At 63.6% G+C, this 17,407-nt stretch carries 19 protein-coding genes and 1 pseudogene; 11 read left to right on the top strand and 9 right to left on the bottom strand.

The features are described from left to right. The 3 genes from ACK5L9_RS18980 (at position 1) to ACK5L9_RS18990 (ending at position 2,832) form a co-directional block, all read left to right on the top strand. Complete coding sequence (locus ACK5L9_RS18980) at positions 1-798, top strand: peptidylprolyl isomerase (protein ID WP_416913020.1); 798 nt, start codon at positions 1-3, stop codon at positions 796-798. Positions 799-1,054: 256 nt separating this feature from the next. Further along, the gene (locus ACK5L9_RS18985; RefSeq protein ID WP_416913021.1) at positions 1,055-2,218 is read left to right on the top strand and encodes an S-(hydroxymethyl)glutathione dehydrogenase/class III alcohol dehydrogenase; all 1,164 of its coding nucleotides are present in this window, start codon (positions 1,055-1,057) and stop codon (positions 2,216-2,218) included. Positions 2,219-2,223: 5 nt separating this feature from the next. Next, positions 2,224-2,832 carry a DUF1826 domain-containing protein gene (locus ACK5L9_RS18990; RefSeq protein ID WP_416913022.1) on the top strand — a complete coding sequence of 203 codons (609 nt, stop codon included), beginning with the start codon at positions 2,224-2,226 and terminating at the stop codon, positions 2,830-2,832. Positions 2,833-2,979: 147 nt separating this feature from the next. Here ACK5L9_RS18990 and ACK5L9_RS18995 read toward each other — a convergent pair whose 3' ends face one another. Then, entirely contained in the window at positions 2,980-3,396 is a 417-nt protein-coding gene (locus tag ACK5L9_RS18995) for a hypothetical protein (RefSeq protein WP_416913023.1), read from the bottom strand. Between the two features lie 140 nt (positions 3,397-3,536). Then, positions 3,537-4,025 (bottom strand): single-stranded DNA-binding protein, encoded by a 489-nt coding sequence (gene ssb / locus ACK5L9_RS19000; RefSeq protein ID WP_416913024.1) that lies wholly within the window; start codon positions 4,023-4,025, stop codon positions 3,537-3,539. Positions 4,026-4,207: 182 nt separating this feature from the next. On the opposite strand from ssb, the gene ACK5L9_RS19005 reads away from it, so the two are divergent. Further along, a complete protein-coding gene (locus tag ACK5L9_RS19005) occupies positions 4,208-4,831 on the top strand; it encodes a lytic transglycosylase domain-containing protein (protein WP_416913025.1) in 624 nt (207 codons plus the stop codon). A 9-nt stretch (positions 4,832-4,840) separates the two neighbouring features. On the opposite strand, the gene ACK5L9_RS19010 is transcribed toward ACK5L9_RS19005, so the two are convergent. Together ACK5L9_RS19010 and ACK5L9_RS19015 are read right to left on the bottom strand one after the other, a co-directional pair. Then, positions 4,841-5,032 carry a DUF6665 family protein gene (locus ACK5L9_RS19010; RefSeq protein ID WP_416913026.1) on the bottom strand — a complete coding sequence of 64 codons (192 nt, stop codon included), beginning with the start codon at positions 5,030-5,032 and terminating at the stop codon, positions 4,841-4,843. A gap of 25 nt (positions 5,033-5,057) precedes the next feature. After that, positions 5,058-6,218, bottom strand: a complete 1,161-nt coding sequence (locus tag ACK5L9_RS19015) for an alpha/beta hydrolase family protein (protein WP_416913027.1) — start codon at positions 6,216-6,218, stop codon at positions 5,058-5,060. Positions 6,219-6,393: 175 nt separating this feature from the next. On the opposite strand from ACK5L9_RS19015, the gene ACK5L9_RS19020 reads away from it, so the two are divergent. The 4 genes from ACK5L9_RS19020 to ACK5L9_RS19035 are packed head-to-tail and all read left to right on the top strand — an operon-like array spanning position 6,394 to position 8,659. After that, positions 6,394-7,329, top strand: coding sequence for a VOC family protein (locus tag ACK5L9_RS19020; protein WP_416913028.1), 936 nt, complete (start codon positions 6,394-6,396; stop codon positions 7,327-7,329). After that, positions 7,310-7,714, top strand: a complete 405-nt coding sequence (locus ACK5L9_RS19025) for a Rieske (2Fe-2S) protein (RefSeq protein WP_416913029.1) — start codon at positions 7,310-7,312, stop codon at positions 7,712-7,714. The genes ACK5L9_RS19020 and ACK5L9_RS19025 overlap by 20 nt, the downstream gene beginning before the upstream one ends. Then, the gene (locus ACK5L9_RS19030; protein WP_416913038.1) at positions 7,665-7,928 is read left to right on the top strand and encodes a cyclase family protein; all 264 of its coding nucleotides are present in this window, start codon (positions 7,665-7,667) and stop codon (positions 7,926-7,928) included. The genes ACK5L9_RS19025 and ACK5L9_RS19030 overlap by 50 nt, the downstream gene beginning before the upstream one ends. Further along, positions 7,925-8,659 (top strand): SDR family NAD(P)-dependent oxidoreductase, encoded by a 735-nt coding sequence (locus ACK5L9_RS19035; protein ID WP_416913030.1) that lies wholly within the window; start codon positions 7,925-7,927, stop codon positions 8,657-8,659. The genes ACK5L9_RS19030 and ACK5L9_RS19035 overlap by 4 nt, the downstream gene beginning before the upstream one ends. 436 nt (positions 8,660-9,095) lie before the next feature. On the opposite strand, the gene ACK5L9_RS19040 is transcribed toward ACK5L9_RS19035, so the two are convergent. The 3 genes from ACK5L9_RS19040 to ACK5L9_RS19050 all read right to left on the bottom strand — a co-directional run bounded on the left by ACK5L9_RS19040 (position 9,096) and on the right by ACK5L9_RS19050 (position 13,565). After that, positions 9,096-11,267 carry a malate synthase G gene (locus tag ACK5L9_RS19040; RefSeq protein WP_416913031.1) on the bottom strand — a complete coding sequence of 724 codons (2,172 nt, stop codon included), beginning with the start codon at positions 11,265-11,267 and terminating at the stop codon, positions 9,096-9,098. 88 nt (positions 11,268-11,355) lie between these two features. Then, entirely contained in the window at positions 11,356-12,291 is a 936-nt protein-coding gene (locus ACK5L9_RS19045) for a phosphotransferase enzyme family protein (protein WP_416913032.1), read from the bottom strand. Then, positions 12,288-13,565 carry an aspartate aminotransferase family protein gene (locus ACK5L9_RS19050; RefSeq protein ID WP_416913033.1) on the bottom strand — a complete coding sequence of 426 codons (1,278 nt, stop codon included), beginning with the start codon at positions 13,563-13,565 and terminating at the stop codon, positions 12,288-12,290. Before ACK5L9_RS19050 ends, ACK5L9_RS19045 begins: the two co-directional genes overlap by 4 nt. Positions 13,566-13,801: 236 nt before the next feature. On the opposite strand from ACK5L9_RS19050, the gene ACK5L9_RS19055 reads away from it, so the two are divergent. The 3 genes from ACK5L9_RS19055 to ACK5L9_RS19065 are packed head-to-tail and all read left to right on the top strand — an operon-like array spanning position 13,802 to position 16,696. Continuing rightward, positions 13,802-14,308 carry a PaaI family thioesterase gene (locus tag ACK5L9_RS19055; protein ID WP_416913034.1) on the top strand — a complete coding sequence of 169 codons (507 nt, stop codon included), beginning with the start codon at positions 13,802-13,804 and terminating at the stop codon, positions 14,306-14,308. Then, on the top strand, positions 14,289-14,591 hold the full coding sequence (locus ACK5L9_RS19060; protein ID WP_416913035.1) for a hypothetical protein: 303 nt from the start codon (positions 14,289-14,291) through the stop codon (positions 14,589-14,591). Before ACK5L9_RS19055 ends, ACK5L9_RS19060 begins: the two co-directional genes overlap by 20 nt. Further along, a complete protein-coding gene (locus ACK5L9_RS19065) occupies positions 14,588-16,696 on the top strand; it encodes an acetate--CoA ligase family protein (protein WP_416913036.1) in 2,109 nt (702 codons plus the stop codon). The genes ACK5L9_RS19060 and ACK5L9_RS19065 overlap by 4 nt, the downstream gene beginning before the upstream one ends. A gap of 177 nt (positions 16,697-16,873) precedes the next feature. Here the strand turns inward: ACK5L9_RS19065 and ACK5L9_RS19070 are convergent, their stop codons facing one another. Continuing rightward, on the bottom strand, positions 16,874-17,206 hold the full coding sequence (locus ACK5L9_RS19070) for an IS1 family transposase (RefSeq protein WP_416913039.1): 333 nt from the start codon (positions 17,204-17,206) through the stop codon (positions 16,874-16,876). Then, positions 17,137-17,407, bottom strand: a pseudogene (locus ACK5L9_RS19075) (hypothetical protein); the annotation flags it as partial. The pseudogene ACK5L9_RS19075 and the gene ACK5L9_RS19070, both read right to left, overlap by 70 nt.

The raw sequence follows: 17,407 nt of genomic DNA on the forward strand, positions 1-17,407 counted from the left end.
ATGCAGACCGCGCTTTTCCCCGAACTGGTGGTGAACGGAGAAACCGTTCCGCGCGCCGCCATCGCCGCCGAGGCGCAGAACCATGCTGCGCCCAAAGGCAAGCCCGGTATCGCCTGGCGCAAGGCTGCCAACGCGCTGGCGCTGCGGACGCTGCTGCTGCAAGAGGCGCGTCGGCGCGGGTTTCGCCCGGAACCGGCAGAGCTTGGCCCCGGCCGGTTCGAGACCGGGGACGAAGCCCTGATCCGTACCCTTCTTGAAGCGGCGATAGAGGTCGAGGCCCCGTCCGAGGATGCGGTCCGCGCCGAATGGGCGCGCGATCCCGCGCGGTTTCGCGCGCCGCCTTTATGGGAGGTTTCGCATATCCTGATCGCCTGCGATCCACGCGACAAGGCCGAAACGGCGGCCGCCCGCATGCGGGCGCTGGACCTTGCCGGACGCGCCCTGGCGGATCCGCGGGGCTTTTCCCGGCTTGCCGCCGCACACAGCGATTGCGGCTCGAAAGCGACGGGGGGGACTCTGGGCCAGATCGGGCCGGGCGACACGGTTCCCGAATTCGAGACGGCGCTGGCAAGCCTTTCGGAAGGCGAGGTGACGGCCGACCCGGTGCTGACGCGCCACGGCTGGCATGTGATCCGGCTGGACGGGCGCGCCGATGGCGCGCCGCTGCCGTTCGAGACGGTCCGCCCAAAGATCGCGGCCGCGATGGAAAAGGCCGCCTGGGCCCGCGCCGCACGCGATTTCGTCAACGGGCTGATCGCCGCTGCCAAGGTTTCAGGCGCCGATTTCCGCACAGCCTGAGCATGGCCCCGCTTGGCTTTGCCTGCTGGATGGATCGTCGGCAAAAAATTCCGGCAATGGCGGTTGGCCGGTCAATGTGGTGCCCCCGGAAGAAACCCTTCAGCGCAAGCGGGATAATTGAACCTGCCCTTGCGCCTTTCGGCAACGGGACATTGCCGGCAATACTGATGGGCGTGGCAAAGCGGTTTCGCGTTGCGGGGCATGTGATTTCGGGATATTCGTTATGTGATAACATCACATTCCAGAGGAGACCGCCATGAAAACCCGCGCCGCAATCGCCTGGGAACCGAACCGTCCGCTGGAGATCGAAGAGGTTGATCTGGATGGCCCCAAGGATGGCGAGGTTCTGATCCGCATCGTTACGACCAGCCTGTGTCATACGGATGTTTTCACGCTGTCGGGCAAGGATCCCGAAGGGCTGTTTCCGGTGATCCTGGGCCATGAGGGCTGTGGCGTGGTCGAAGAGATCGGGCGCGGCGTGACCTCGGTACGCCCCGGCGATCATGTCATTCCGCTTTACATCCCCGAGGATCCGAATTGCCCCTATATCAAGTCGGGCAAGACCAATCTGTGCCAGACGATCCGGGAAACCCAAGGGGCGGGCGTGATGCCCGACGGCACGTCGCGGTTTTCCTACAAGGGCAAGATGTTGCATCACTATATGGGGATCAGCAGCTTTTCGGAATATACGGTCCTGCCGGAAATCTCGATTGCCAAAATCTCGAAGGAAGCACCCTTGTCCAAGGCTTGCGTCATGGGCTGCGCGGTTCCCACCGGCATCGGCGCCGTGCGCAATACCGCCAAGGTGCAGCCGGGATCGACCGTCGCTGTCTTTGGCCTTGGCGCGGTGGGCATGGCGGTGATTCAGGGCGCGAAGATGATCGGAGCCTCGAAAATCATCGGCATCGACACCAACCCCGAGAAATTCACGCTGGCCCGCAGCCTTGGCGCCGATGAATGCATCAACCCCAAGGATTTCAGCCAGCCGATCGAACAGATCATCATCGACATGACCGGCGGCGGGGTGGACTATTCCTTTGAATGCATCGGCAATGTGAATGTCATGCGCGCGGCGCTGGAAAGTTGTCACAAGGGCTGGGGCGAATGCACGGTGATCGGCGTGGCCGGCGCGGGCGAGGAAATCGCGACGCGGCCCTTCCAGCTTGTCACCGGGCGGGTCTGGCGCGGCTCGGCCTTCGGGGGCGTGCGCGGACGTTCGCAATTGCCGGGGATGGTGGATGAATGGCTGAATGGTGAATTCAGCATCGATCCCTATATCACCCACAATATGACCCATGGGCAGATCAATACCGCCTTTGACCTGCTGAACGCGGGCAAGGCGATCCGCTCGGTCATCCATTATCAGCCGCAGGACACGATGCTGACCAACTCTTTGCCCGGAAAGATCGTCAGCGCGTGAATGTCATGGCTTTCCCCGCCCGGATGAAGATGCAGGCGATCCTGCAATCGCGCGAGCCTTCGGTCCTGCGCAGCATCTCCGGGGCGGGGATTGCCGCAACGATCTGGCAGCGCAATCCGCTGCCCGCATTCACGGACTGGATCAATGCGCTGTCACCTGATCAACTGCCCCGCCTGCGCACGCTGGTCAGGGTCGGGGCGGTCGAGCCCAGCGTTCACGCCGCCTGCGACCTGGCTGGCACACCCAACGGGCCTGATCGCGACATGCTGGCCAGCGACATCGCCGCGCTGGCTGTCATCCTGGCCGGGATCATTGAGGCACCACTGCTGCAATTGCGCCTTGATGTGGTCAGCCCGGATGCCTGCCGCAGTTTTCGTATCGACAATAATACAAGCGCGCGATTGCTGTGCAGCTATCGCGGCACCGGCACGCAGCTTGTCACGCCGGGGCAAGGGCATGCGCCAACAGACGTGACGACGGGCAGCGTCGCCCTTCTGCGCGGCAGGCTTTGGCCGGGCGATGAGGAAACCGCGCTTCTGCACCGCTTGTCCCTCGCCGGGGTCAGGGACGAGACCCGCCTTCTGGCCATGATCGATCCCGCCACGCCGGGCTGAACGTCCAAGAACCGAAAGGCGGGAACTGCGGCAGGGCAGATGCACAGGATTGCGCTGCCCATCTGCCTTGCTGATGCCCGCTTAGCCCATGACCTGCGTTCCCAACCCGTGCCCGCCGTTGATCTCGGGACCGCTGCGGTTGCCGCGCTATTCCTCGACGCTGCGGACCGTCCGGCGCGCAGCGCCCTGCCAGCCGCCTTTGCGGATGCCGTTCCTTGCCAGACGTTCCCGCGCCGCCGGAATCGCGTCAGCATATTGCGGAAGCCATTGTGACTGAGCGACGAGCATTTCGTCGGTCATTTGCCAAATTTCGTCCGGGGTGCAGATCGCGCCGGTCAGCGGATCGTGAAGCATGGCCTGTTTCAGCAACTCGACATCGCCCGTCACCGCCGCCTGCACCCCCATCCGCTGCACGCCGATCAAGACATTGCACGTTGCCGCGCAGGCCAGCGGCAATTCGATACCCTCGACCATGTTGATGCCGAACGGTCCACAAAGCCCGGCCTTTCGGCGCGATTCCCGCGCCGTCAAATCCCGGCGCGCAACCTCTACCGCACGACCCATTCCTGCCTCCTCTGCTCACGCCGCCATTGAGGCAGAGTTTCGACAGGCAGCGAATCCCAAAACCGAGTCAGGTCATCGGGCCGTTGGTATGAGAGTAAAGCTCACTGGGATTTTGTTTACAGATGGAGTTTAGGTCGGTTCTAGAACGGGATTTCGTCGTCGTAATCGCTGCGCCCGCCGCCCGAGGGTGCGCTGCTGCCCGAGGGGCCGCTGCTGCGGTTGTCGCTGTATCCACCGCCGCCATAGCCGCCGGAATCGCGGCTGCCGCCGCCTTCGCCCCGGCCATCCAGCATCGTCAGTTCGCCGCGATAGGGGCGCAGGACGACTTCGGTGGAATAGCGGTCCTGACCGGACTGGTCCTGCCATTTGCGGGTTTCAAGCTGGCCCTCGATATAGACCTTGCTGCCCTTGCGCAGATATTGTTCGGCGACACGGGCCAGCGGTTCGGAAAAGATCGCGACCGAATGCCACTGCGTGCGTTCCTGACGCTCGCCCGAGTTGCGGTCCTTCCACTGTTCCGATGTCGCAATGCGCAGGTTCACGACCTTGCCACCGTTCTGAAAGGTCCGGACCTCAGGATCCTGCCCCAGATTTCCGATCAAAATGACCTTGTTTACGCTGCCTGCCATGATGGTACCCCGGTTCGTCCTGATTGCATCTGCGGCGCAGGTCTAGCGCAGCGCCACGCGGAAAGCCATCGGCGATTTCCCGCCGAGGCACTGTTGTGAACAGGGCGTTCCACCCCCGCCGCTGGCGAGAACCGGAAATTTCTGTATAGTCCGACAAAAAGTCGGTTTCGAGGGGCAGCTTGATGAAAATCGTCTCAACGGCTAGAGCCGTCTTGTGCCTGGCGCTGGTCACGGGATTGGCCCTGCCCGCGTCGGCTCAGGGGTTGCGCCTGTCGGGAAGTTCGGCGAAATCGCGGGCGGAGCAATTCGCGCGTCAGACCCGGCTGATGGATTCGCGTCTGGCCGGGCAGTATCAGCAATCCGTGCGCCTGCGTCCCGGCGGTGACAACCGCAGCGAGATCGACATCCAGCTTGCCGAACGGATTCCCGCCTATCGCGGCAAAAGAAGCCAGTTCCTGCCACATGCACGCGCCGCCGCCCGCAAGCATGGCATCCCAGAGGATCTGTTCCTGCGGCTGGTCCAGCAGGAATCGGGATGGAACCCCAGCGCACGCTCGCACAAGGGCGCGACGGGGCTGGCGCAACTGATGCCGGGAACGGCGGCAAGGCTGGGGGTGAATCCGAACGACCCGATCCAGAACCTGAATGGCGGCGCGCGCTATCTGCGGATGATGTATAATCAATTCGGCAACTGGAAGTTGGCGCTGGCCGCCTATAATGCCGGGCCGGGTGCGGTGTCCAAATATAACGGCATCCCACCCTATCGCGAGACGCGCAACTATGTGCGGATTATCGCCGGGGGCTGATGACTGCTTTCATGCGCGCAGCACATCGTCGGGAATGGCGTAAAGCCGGGCCACCTTTGGCCAGTCGCGCAACCCGGCCATCTCGCGCGTCACCATGAACTCCCACGCGGCACGGCTGGCATCGTTCAGCCGCTTTTCGCGTGACGCAGCATCGGCCCCGGCAAGCCCGGCCAGCGCCGCAAGGGCAAGGATCGGGGGCATGTGCGACTGCCCCCGCATTCCCGGTCTATGCGGTGTGGCCGCCAAGTGTATCCGCGAACCAGTCGGCGATATAACTGCGTCCGTAGGACATGTTATCGGCACCGACATGCTCGACCCCGCCTTCGCGTTCCGTGAATATTTTCAGTTCGCGGCGGGGCGAGCTGGTCAGTTGATCATAGCTTTGATGTGCGTAATCGACGCTGATCTGGCGGTCCTGTGCGCCATGGGTGATCAGAAACGGAACGCGGATCTTTTCCATTTGCCCGTCCAGCGTCATTCCGGCGGATTTCGTCAGGAAATCATCCTGATCTGTCGCTCCGAACACCCACCAGACATGCTGCCAGTAATGCGGCACCGGGTTTTCGCCCTCGCGCTGCATGCGTTTATGCTGTACCTGGGCCCAGTTGTGATTGGCCCCCCAAACCGCGCCCGAGGCATAGCGCGGCTCGTTCGCGGCCACGCGCGGCACGTAATATCCACCCAAAGAAATCCCCGAGATGCCGACGCGGGCCGCATCCACATCCGGGCGCGCAGCGGCGTATTCATAGACCGGCGTGCCCCATCTTTCGCTGTCATATGTCGCGTGCAGCCCTTGCAGCCGGATCGATTCGCCCGTGCCCGGCTGATCGACGCACAGCGTGGAAATGCCGCGCCGGGCCAGCGCATGGGGAAGCCATGTCCAGTAAAGCAGTTCCTTGTTGCTATCCAGCCCGTTCAGGAACACCACGCAGGGGCCCTTGCCCTTGATCCCGTCGCCTTTGGTAAAATAGGCCGGGATGACCTTGTCACCATAGGGAATTTCCACCCGCGCGCAGTTTTCCCTGCCATAGCGGATATATCGGTCAAAGCAATCCAGCGCACGGGCAAAGGTTTCCTTGCGGCCCGGATGGCCGTGACCCTGCATCCGTTCCGCCGTCAGCAGATACAGCGACGCCCTCCGCAGTTTGTCCGAGGCCGAAAACAGCCGCCCCCTGGCCTCGTCGTCAGCGGCCATGTCGATCAGATCGTCGGCCTTTTTCATCCATTCCCGCAGAAATTCCGCCGTGCCCGCGTCTTCGCCCGCCTGCGCCTTGTCCAGCAGCGGTTTCGACATGTCGATGATCTCGCCCAGTTCGGCGCCGCTTTGCATCGCGATGGACAGCGACAGGTTCCAGACATAGTTCGGGAAATACTCGAAAAGGGCCATTGCGCGTTCTCCTCCGATACAGACGCGGCAGAGGCTACAGTGCAGCTTGCGGGTTGAGAAATTGGAAGATCGGGCAGCATATATCTGTTTTCCAGATATATTGGATGCGAAATAACAATTTCCTCAATATTTCTGCCCTCCCTATAGTCCTGATGACCGACAGGGAGGGAATGCGATGCGTATCATCGGACCGGACGAGCTGGTCTTTGGCGTGGACGATCTGGACGCCTGCCGCCAGTTTCTGCTGGATTTCGGCCTTGCCGAGGAAAGCTGGTCGGATGCGGGCGGCACATTCGTCGCGCTGGACAATACCGCGATTACCATCCGCGCCCGCGACGATGCCAGCCTGCCACCGCAGCTTGCGTCGGGCAATACGCTGCGGCTGACCGTCTATGGCGTGGTTGACGCCGCCTCGATCGACGAAATCGAGGCAGAACTTGGCAAGGATCGCGTCGTCACGCGCGACGGCAATGGCGCGATTGCCTGTCAGGACGATGTCGGCTTCGCGCTGAAATTCCACGTGACGCGGCGCGTTCCGCTTGATCTTGAGCCGGAACTGGTCAATTCGCCCGGCGCGGCACCCGCGCGCGGATTTAACAAGGTTGGCGCGAATGAGGATGCTCAGGCGCAGCCGCGCACGCTCAGCCATATCGTCTATTTCACGCCCGACATGCCGAAAATGGAAAAATTTTATGTCGAGCGGCTGAAATTCGTCGTGACCGACCGTTTTACCGATGTCGGCCCCTTCCTGCGCCCACGGGCCTGCATCGACCATCACACGCTGTTCATGCTGGCCACGCCCCCCTATATGCAGGGGCTGGAGCATTTGGCCTTCCACATGCAGGGTCCGACCGAGCTGATGCTGGCCGGATCGCGCATGATCAAAAAGGGCTATGAGAGCTTTTGGGGGCCGGGACGGCACAAGTTCGGTTCGAACTGGTTCTGGTATTTCAACTGCCCGCTGATGACCCATTTCGAATATGATGCCGATATGGACATTCATGACGACGCATGGGTCGCGCGTGAAACCAAGGTCGGTGCCGAAAGCGGTCAGATGTTTCTTTTCGAAAATGTCGAGAAGTGGTTTCCCGGTGGCGGACCCGACCATTAAGCTGATCGGCCCGCTGGCCCGGCTGGACCAGATCGCGGACGGTCATTCGCGCGGGTTCGACCCCCTGGGCGAAGGGCGGGACACGATGTTTGTCGTACGTCATGGGGATCGCGTACATGCATGGCGCAATGCCTGCCCGCATTACGATCACGCCCGGATGGCGTGGAAAAAGGACCAGTTCCTGAACGGCGACCGGACGCGCATCGTCTGCGGCGCCCATGGCGCGCTGTTCGAAATCGACAGCGGCATCTGCGTCCTGGGGCCATGTCCGGGCCAGCGGCTGACACCGGTGCCGATTGCCCTGCGCGACGGTCAGATATTCGTCCTTGGCCCCTATGCGCCGGGGTTGCGCAGGAACCAACGCCAAAACAGGAAGATGCGATGACGCGGCGTATCGTGGATTTGTCGGTGGCCATGTCGTCACCGCCGCCGATGTTCAGGCCGAACTGCGCCGGATCGGGCATGACCTGCAACCCGGCGACATCGTGCTGGTCAATACCGCGGCGGGCGCGCGCCACGGGCTATACCGTTTCCGCCCTGCCGGTAAAACTCGCGGGCGGCTCGGCCGGGTGGTGCCGGGCGGTGGCGATCTTCGATGAATAGGCTTGCGGGCAGGCGCGCGGTTGTGACCGGCGCAGGGCGCGGCATCGGTCGGCAGATTGCGCTGATGTTCGCTGACCAGGGCGCGCAGGTGCTGGCCTGCGACATCGACGCCGATGCTCTGCGTGACCTGCCCGGCAGCATCCGCAGCCACGCCGCCGATCTGACGACCGAGGCCGGGGCGGGCGGTCTGGCGGATGCGGCGCGGGCGGGCCTTGGCGCGGTGGATGTGCTGGTCAACGCCGCCGCTATCGTCCGCTTTGCCCCAATCCCGCAGATGAGCCTTGCCGACTGGCGCGTCACCATGGCTGGCGAGATCGACAGCGTCTTTCTGGTGACGCGCGCCCATTGGCCACTGCTTCAGGCTGGCGGCGCGGCATCCGTCATCAACTTTTCGTCCGCCAACGCCCATGTGGCGCTGAATGGCCTTTCCGCCATCGCCCATACGGCGGGCAAGGGCGCGGTTCTGGCGATGACCCGGCAGATGGCGATGGAGGGCGGCCCGCTTGGCATCCGCGCCAATACCATCGCGCCCGGCTTTGTCGTGACCGGAGAAACCGAGCAGCATCTGGACACGCCGCTGATGCAAAGCGTGCGGGCCAGGCTGATGCTGGGGCGTCTGGGGACCGCGCGTGATGTCGGCTGGCTGGCGGTCTATCTGGCCTCGGATGAAAGCGGCTATGTCACAGGTGCCGATTTCCGCATCGATGGCGGCGCGACCGCATGGTGACGGCCACCTCCACCCGTCTGGCGGAACCTGCCGGGACAGGTTCCCGGCCCCGGTGCGGCGCCGCCAGAACATGCCATGGGCTGGCTTCAACAGGGCAGCGCCTGAGGCGCCTTTGCATCGGCGGCCCGGATTATTCCTGAAAAGGCGCACTACACTACTCGCCGGCCTTTCCCTCTCTCCAGACACAATTTCGCCCAGGGCCGGATGCGCCCCCCGGATCGTATCGCCGTCGGTTCCGCAAGGCGTCAAGGCCGATGCGGGATCCTGATTTTGCCGGTATATCCGCAAGCCTTGCGCGGCTGCCTTGCCCGTCCGGAGACAGCGGTGCCAGCTTCCAGGGGCTGGTCAGGCGGGCGTTCTCAGGGTTCAGCCCGCAGGTTTTGGTATCGCTGAACAGACAAGATACAACCAGACGCGATTAAGGCGATCATGTTGTTCAGCCACTCCGCCGCGATTTCAGTTCGCAACGGCAGGCATGCAGGATCGGCTCGGTATAGCCGGCGGGTTGGGTGCGGCCCTGAAAGACCAGATCGCAGGCCGCGCGAAAGGCGATGCCGTCAAAACCGGGTGCCATCGGGCGATATGCAGGATCTCCCGCATTCTGTCGGTCCACCACCTCGGCCATGCGTCGCATGATCGCCATGACCTCATCCCGTGACAGGATGCCGTGATGCAGCCAGTTGGCGACATGCTGGGCCGAGATGCGGCAGGTCGCGCGATCCTCCATCAGGGCCACATCGTTGATGTCGGGCACTTTGGAACAGCCGATGCCCTGATCGATCCAGCGCACGACATAGCCCAGAATGCCCTGCGCATTGTTTTCCGCCTCGCGCCGGATCTGGGCGGGGGTCCATTTGCGATAGCTGGCCAGCGGAATCTCCAGCAGCGCCTCAAGATGAGCGCGCCGTCCGCCTTTAGCCAGCGCGGCCTGCACGGCCAGAACATCGACCCTGTGGTAATGGGTGGCGTGCAGGGTAGCGGCGGTCGGGCTGGGCACCCAGGCGCAATTGGCCCCGGCGCGGGGATGTTCGATCTTTTGCTCCAGCATCGCGGCCATCATGTCGGGCATCGCCCACATGCCCTTGCCAATCTGCGCCCTGCCGGACAGGCCGCATTCCAGCCCGATATCGACATTGCGGTTCTCATAGGCCCCGATCCAGCCCTTGCGCTTGATGAAATCCTTGCGGCTGAAGGGACCGGCCTCCATCGAGCTGTGGATTTCGTCGCCGGTCCGGTCCAGAAAGCCGGTATTGATGAAACAGACCCGGTCTTTCGCCGCGCGAATACATTCTTTCAGATTGACGCTGGTGCGGCGTTCCTCATCCATGATGCCCAGCTTGACCGTGTTTCGTGGCAGATCCAGCACCTTTTCGACATGGGTAAAGACGGCATCGGCAAAGGCGACCTCTTCGGGGCCGTGCATCTTGGGCTTGACCACATAGACCGAACCCGTGACCGAGTTGCGCGGCCCGTCGGTTTTCTTCAGGTCATGAAGGGCGATCAGAACGGTGATCATCGCGTCCATCAACCCCTCGAACACCTCTTGCCCGTCACGGTCGTGAATGGCCGGGTTCGTCATCAGATGCCCGACATTGCGCACCAGCAGCAGCGAACGCCCCTTGAGCGTCTGGCCGCCGCCGTCCGGTGCTGTAAAGCTGCGGTCGGGGTTCAGGCGGCGGGTCATGGGCCTGCCACCCTTGTCAAAGGTTTCAGCCAGATCGCCCTTCATCAGACCCAGCCAGTTGCGATAGGCCAGAACCTTGTCGGCGGCATCGACGCAGGCGACCGAATCCTCGCAGTCGATGATCGCCGACATGGCCGATTCCAGTCGCAGATCGGCCAGCCCGGACGGGCTTTTCGCGCCGATGGGATGGCTGCGGTCAAAGACCAGTTCGACATGCAGGCCGTGATTGCGCAACAGGATCGTATCCGGGCTGGCCACGTCGCCCGTATGGCCCATGAAAGCCGCGGGGCGCAGCAGGGCAAAGCCGTCAACCTCCAGCGCGCCATTGATGATGCGATAGGATTGCGCCCTGTCGTGGCTGGTGCCGGTCAGAGGAAAAACCTCGTCCAGAAACACTGCCGCCCGCGCCACGACCCGCGCGCCACGCCCGTCATCGAACCCGCCGGAAGGCACGGGCCCGCCCATCGCATCAGTGCCATACAGGCAATCATACAGGCTGCCCCAACGCGCATTCGCGGCGTTCAGCACAAAGCGCGCATTGGTCACGGGCACGACAAGCTGCGGCCCCGGAACCTGCGCGATTTCGGGATCGACATTGGCGGTCCCGATGGTGAAATCCCCACCCTCGGGGACGATATAGCCGATCTGTTCCAGAAACGCCTTATAGGCCACGGGGTCATGCGGCCCGTCGCGATGCTGGCGGTGCCAGTCATCGATCTGGTCCTGCAAGGCTTGCCGCCTGTCCAGCAGTTGCCGGTTCTTCGGCCCGAACTCGTGGACCAGTGCGGCAAGTCCGGCCCAGAAACTGTCCGCGCTGATACCGGTGCCGGGCAGCGCCTCGTCCTCGATAAACCGGGTCAGACTGTCGGCGACCGAAAGGTCGTTGCGTTTGCTCGGGATTCTGTCCGTGGCCTGTTCTGGCATGTCGCTTCCTCTGCTTGTCACAACTGCGGATCGGGCTTTGGCCGTCTTACAACAGACTGCAGCGATCCGGCAGTCCGAAAAACGCGCGTCAGCCGCCCAGATAGCGGGCACAGCAATCGCGGGCGGCATCGACAAAGCGGCGGTTGCGCGCTGCGGCCCCGTCTTCCGCCATACGCGGCACGATCCAGCCTACATAGGTCACGGCCCGCAGCGCAACGAACAGATCCAGCAAACTGGTGTCGATCGGCCGGAGACTGCGATACCCGGCGATCAGCGCCGCTTGCAGCCTGTCATGGCCAGCCTCGTCGCGGTTGTTAAAGATCACCGTGGCCAGATCGAACAGCCGAAAGCCCCAACCGCCATCGTCCAGATCAATCAGCGCCATATCCCCGCCGTCGATCAGCACGTTTTCGCGCACCAGGTCGGCATGGATCAGCCCGTGATCCAGCCCCGCCAGTTCCTGCGCCAGTTCCTGCGCCGCCGTTTTGCGAAACCGTTCCAGCAGGTCGCGGGTCGCGGCATCCAGCGTCGGATTTTCCCAGAACCGCCCCCACAAGGGTGCCTCGCCCAAAAGCCCGTCCGGATTCCAGTCGCAACGCCGAAAGCCCACAGGCCGCGTCCATTCATCCGAGGCCGCATGCAGCCGCGCCATCTGTTGCCCAAGCCGGTGAAACAGGGAGGGCGCTTCGTCCAGTTGCAGGGGCTGGCGGGCATGACCCATGGGCTGGCCGCGCATCCAGCCCAGCAGATCGACGCGCTGATCGCCGATGACCTCAAGCAGCGCGCCGCGCCGCGAGGGCAGCGGCCCCGGCACATTCAGCCCCGCCTGCTTCAGCGCCGCCATCCATTGCAGTTCCGACAGCAGTTCTGCATCGCTGCGGTATCCGGGCCGCTTGAAGCGCAGCGCGAAATCGCCCTGCGGGCCGCGCACCCGATACACCCGGTTCTCGCGCCCCGCGACAAAGGCGCAATCGGCGCCCTGCAACCCCCACAGGGCCAGCGCCTGACCGGTTGGATCGCTCATGCCGGTTCCCCCGCTTCGGCCAGAACGGCGTCCAGCGTATTGATCAGCAGGTCCAGATGTTCCGGCGCAAAGGGCATCGGAGGCCTGATCTTCAGCGTGTTCCCGTGACGGCCAAGCCGGGACAGCAGCACCCCCCTTTCGCGCATCGCGTTCACCACCCGTCCGGCATATTCGGTGGCGGGCTGCCGTGTCGCCCGGTCCGTCACGAACTCGGCGCCGAACACCATGCCGCTTTGACGGACATCGCCGATCACGTCATATTTCCGGGCAAGCGCAGACAGCCGCTCGTGTGCAAGTGCCCCGATCCGCGCGGCATTCGCCTGCAAATTCCTGTCCTGCAACTCATCCAGAACGGCCATGGCGGCGGCGCAGGACACCGGATTGCCGCCGAATGTGTTGAAATAGGAAAACGAATTGCGGAAACGCGCCATGATCTCGGGTGTCGTGACCAGCCCGGCGACCGGATGGCCATTGCCCATCGGCTTGCCCATGGTCACGATGTCCGGAACCACGCCCTGTTTCTGATGCCCCCAGAAATGGCTGCCGCAGCGGCCAAAGCCTGATTGCACCTCGTCGCAGATCAACAGCCCGCCCGCCCTGCGCACCTGTTCGGCGGCAGGGCGCAGCCAGCCCGGCATCTGTGCGGGAAAGCCCTCGTTCAGGAACAGCGGACACAGGATCAGCGCAGCAAAACCTGTGCCCGTCGCCTCAAGATCGGCAATGGCCCTCGCGACATGGGCGGCGAATACCTCGCCCTGCGGATCGTCGATGCGATAGCTGTCGGGGGCCTGAACATGGCGCAGATACTGTCCCAGCCCAAAGCCCACCTCGGGAATGTTGTTGCGCGACAGATGGCTGACCAGGGTTGTGTTGCCGTGATAGGTGGCATCGGTGGCGATGATGCCGCGCTTGCCGGTCATCGCCTCGGCCATGCGCAGGGCGATGTCATTCGCCTCGGATCCGGCGCAGGTCAGGATCGCGGTGGACAGAGGATCGTCGCAAGTCGCGGTCAGCCGTTCGACATAATCCAGAATCCCCTCGTGCAGATAGCGGGTATGGGTGTTCAGCGCCCGCGCCTGATCGCAGATCGCCTGCACCACGCGCGGGTTACAATGCCCGACATGCGGCACGTTATTATAGCAGTCCAGAAAGCGCCGCCCGCTCGCATCCCACAACCAGACCCCGTCCCCCCGGACGATATGAACCGGATCGTCATAAAAGGTCGCGACATTCGGCCCCAGCAGGGCGCGCCGACGTTCGATCAGGTCAGACATGCGGCAATCCTCTTCGGGGACGGTCACAGCGATGTGCCACGCCCCCGCGCCGGGATCAACAGGGCGATAATTGACCTCTGACCGGTGCAAAGACCGTTGACATCGCCCTTATTCCCCATAAAGAATTGCATTTACTGTGTAGAATTTCCCTGTCGGGCGTGGCGCGATGGCGCGGCCCGTGGATCCCGGCACGGGGACCGGCCGGTACCGTGCCAAAAAGGGGGGGGAAGGGAACAATGCTTGCGACGGGAGAGGATGGCGGGGCGATCGACCAGCTTGCCGGCACGGCTTGTGGACGGACCCGCAGCATCGCCCAAATGCCTCCCAAGTCGAAATTCGCGGACCTGCTGGGAATCGACATTGCCACCTGCACGCCGGAACAGGTGATCTGCCGGATGGTCGTCACCGCAGACATGTCAAACCGGAACGGGGTCTTGCATGGCGGCGCGCTGATGACGCTGGCGGATACGGCGGCGGATACGGCGGCGGGCACCGCCTCGTTCATCAACAGTCCGGCCGGGGTTTCCAACGTCACGGTCGATGCGGCGACAAGTTTCATCCGCGCGGTGCGGGTTGGCGACACGGTGACGGCGCGTTGCGCTCCGCTTCATGCCGGGCCAGGCACGATGGTGTTACGGGTCACGATGACGCGCAGCGACGGAAAGACCGTCGGCATTGCCACCCAGACACATCTGTTTCTGGACTGGAAAGGGGATAGCGGCGATGCCGGACAAGGCGATTGACAGCAGTTTGCCGACCCTGTGCGGCAAGACCGCCATCGCGGCCATGGCGGCGGCGGGCATGGCCGAGGCGCGCGGCTTTCCCGTGATCAGGTTCCCAGGTCATGCAAAGATGGCGGCTGAGGCCGGGCTGTGCGATCCGGGGCCGGGCTGCCATGGCCCGGATCAGGGGGCAGCGGCAGGTCGGTGGCAGACTGCCGATTGTCACCTTGCGCTGTATCACGACAATCGGAGTACGCAGTCCAATCAATTCATCGCAATTCCGGGATCAGAGACCACGCTATGAGCCGTCTTTCACATATCAACGGGCTGATCGCCCCACGCTCGGTCGCGGTGATCGGCGCGTCCGGGGATGCGACCCGGATTGGCGGTCGCCCCATTGCGGCGATGCTGCGGGCGGGCTTTGGCGGGCGGATCCTGCCGGTCAATCCGGCGCGCAATACGGTGCAGGGTCTGCCCTGTTATGCCAGCGTGGACGATCTGCCCGAAACACCCGATGCCGCGCTTGTCGCGCTTCCTGCGAAGCTGGTTCCCGAAACCATCGCGGCACTTGGCCGCAAGGGGTGCAAGGCGGCGACGCTGTTCTCGGCCGGTTTTGCGGAAACCGGGGACGAGGGCAAGGCGGCGCAGGACGATCTGGTGGCGCTGGCGCGCGGTCACGGGATGCGCATTCTGGGGCCGAACACGCTTGGGGTTTATAATACCGGGATCGGCTATTTCGGCACCTTTTCCTCATCTCTGGATACCGGGCATCCGAAGCCGGGCAATATTGGTATCGCCAGCCAGTCGGGTGCGTTCGGGGCGCATCTGGGGGCGCTGGCGCGCGATCAGGGGCTGGGGTGTTCGGTCCTGATCACCACCGGGAACGAGGCCGACATCACCGTCGCCGAGGCAATCCGCTGGATGGCCGAAAGCGACGGTACCGACGTGATCTGCACCTATATGGAGGCGATCAACGACGCGCCAGCGCTGCTTGCCGCGCTGGATGTGGCGCGCTCGGCGGGAAAGCCGGTGCTGGCGCTGAAATCGGGACGCTCGGCTGTCGGAGCACGCGCCGCCGCCTCGCATACGGCATCGCTGACGGGGGATGCGGTGGTGGCCGACGCGGTGCTGTCGGATCACGGGGCGATCATCCTTCGCGATCCGGAAACCATGATGGACATCGCCTATGCGGCGTCGAAAAAGGTCTTTCCGGCGCGGCATTCGCTTGGCATCGTGACAGTCAGCGGCGGCGCGGGCATCGTGGCCAGCGACGAGGCCGAGCGGGTGGGCCTGCCGATGCCCCCCATGCCCGAACCCGCGCAACAGGCGCTGAGGGCGGCGCTGCCCTATGCCTCGCCGGTCAATCCGCTGGACTGCACCGCGCAGGCGCTGAACGATCCGTCGCTGCTGGAACTGTTCACGCGCAGCGGGCTGGAACATGGCGGCTATGGTGCCGTCCTGTGTTTCCTGACCTATGTGGCCGGAAGCAACGCAATGGCAGACACCATCCTTGAGGCGATGGCACCGCTGCGCAAGGCCTTTCCCGACCGCATCATTGCCTTTTGCGCCCTCGGCGACCCCGAGGTGCTGCAACGTTATGACGATGCAGGCATCCTTGTGTTCCGCGATCCCTGCCGCGCGGTGCGGGCGCTGGATGCCGTCCTGCGTCATGGCGCAAGGCCAGCCCATGGGGCGGGGGCGGCCTTGCCCGCCCCGCCGCCCGTCGCGCTGCCGGACCAGACCCCGGACGAGGCGCGGGCCAAGGCTTTGCTGGCCAATGCGGGCATTGCCGTGGCCCCCGAACGGGCCGTGCAGGACGCGGATGCCGCCATCGCCGCCGCCGGCGTGGTGGGTTATCCGGTGGTCATGAAAATCCTGTCGCCGGATATTCTGCACAAATCCGATATCGGGGCCGTCAGGCTGAACATCCGGAATGCGGATGAGGTGCGCGCGGCCTTTTCGGATATTCTGGCCGCCGCCAAAACCCGTGCGCCTGACGCCACCGTGACCGGAGTGCTTGTCGCGAAGCAACTGTCGGGCGGTGTGGAATGCCTGATGGGCATCAACCGCGATCCGACCTTCGGGCCGGTCGCCGTGTTCGGCCTTGGCGGGATCTTTGTCGAGTTGCTGAACGATGTAGCGCTGCACGCCTGCCCCTTCGGACCCGAGACCGCGCGCGACATGATCCTGTCGATCCGGGGCGCGGCGATCCTGCGGGGCGCGCGCGGGCAGGCCGCTGCGGATATCGATGCGCTGGCACGGATGCTGTCGCGACTGTCGGTGTTTGCGGCGGGCTGTGGTGAAAGGCTGGTGTCGATCGACCTGAACCCGGTGCTGGCGATGCCCGAAGGCCAGGGCGCTTTCGCGCTGGATGCCGTCATCGAACTGGATGCGACGCAGAATCATTAATTTTTGGCATGGCTTCGGGTCTTTCCATGCCAAAACCATATGACATCGGCCGGCCCGGCCCGGAATCAGGTGCAAAGCACGCCCGGCACAGATGGCAAGGCGGCTGTGTTGGCACCGGCGGCAGATACGGGTCAATCCCAAGGTCCGTTGGTGTGATTTCCCTGCGTGGTGGCTTTGCTAACCTATTAGCTTTTCATTATGGTCTTGCATGAAGAGGAGCGCGGAGAGATAGGCCATGCGTGGGCATTTTGTCGTGCATCTGGTGCGTCGAGCGAAGCGAGCAAGGCGGTGGCGGACATTGGCGTTGAGGCTCTCCAGCTTTTGCGTGAGTGACTTGCCGGTGAAATGCGTGCCCTGCGGCAAGACGGCGGCATAGGAGGCGTAGTCATCCGTGAAGGTGATCTTGCCCTTCGCCTCAGGGAAGGCCTTGAGGAAATCCTTCAGGTCTTCGGCTCCGCGGCCGCCCAGATGAACGCCGAGGATGCGTCCGCTGAAATAGCACAGCGATATCCAGAGCCAGCAGGTGTTTTTTTAGCATGAATGAAATGCTGCATCTCATCGATCATGGCGATTTTCGGCGGCGGCCCGGGCTTGCGGGCGCGCTCGACCTCTTCGCCGAAGCTCCGGATCCACTTGAGCACGGTCACATTCGAGACCTTGAGCACGCGTCCGATCGCCCGGAACCCCATCCCCTCCAGGTAGAGCTGCAAC

Origin of the sequence: Paracoccus sp. (in: a-proteobacteria), assembly GCF_047973135.1 — a bacterium.
Classification (GTDB): Bacteria; Pseudomonadota; Alphaproteobacteria; order Rhodobacterales; family Rhodobacteraceae; genus Paracoccus.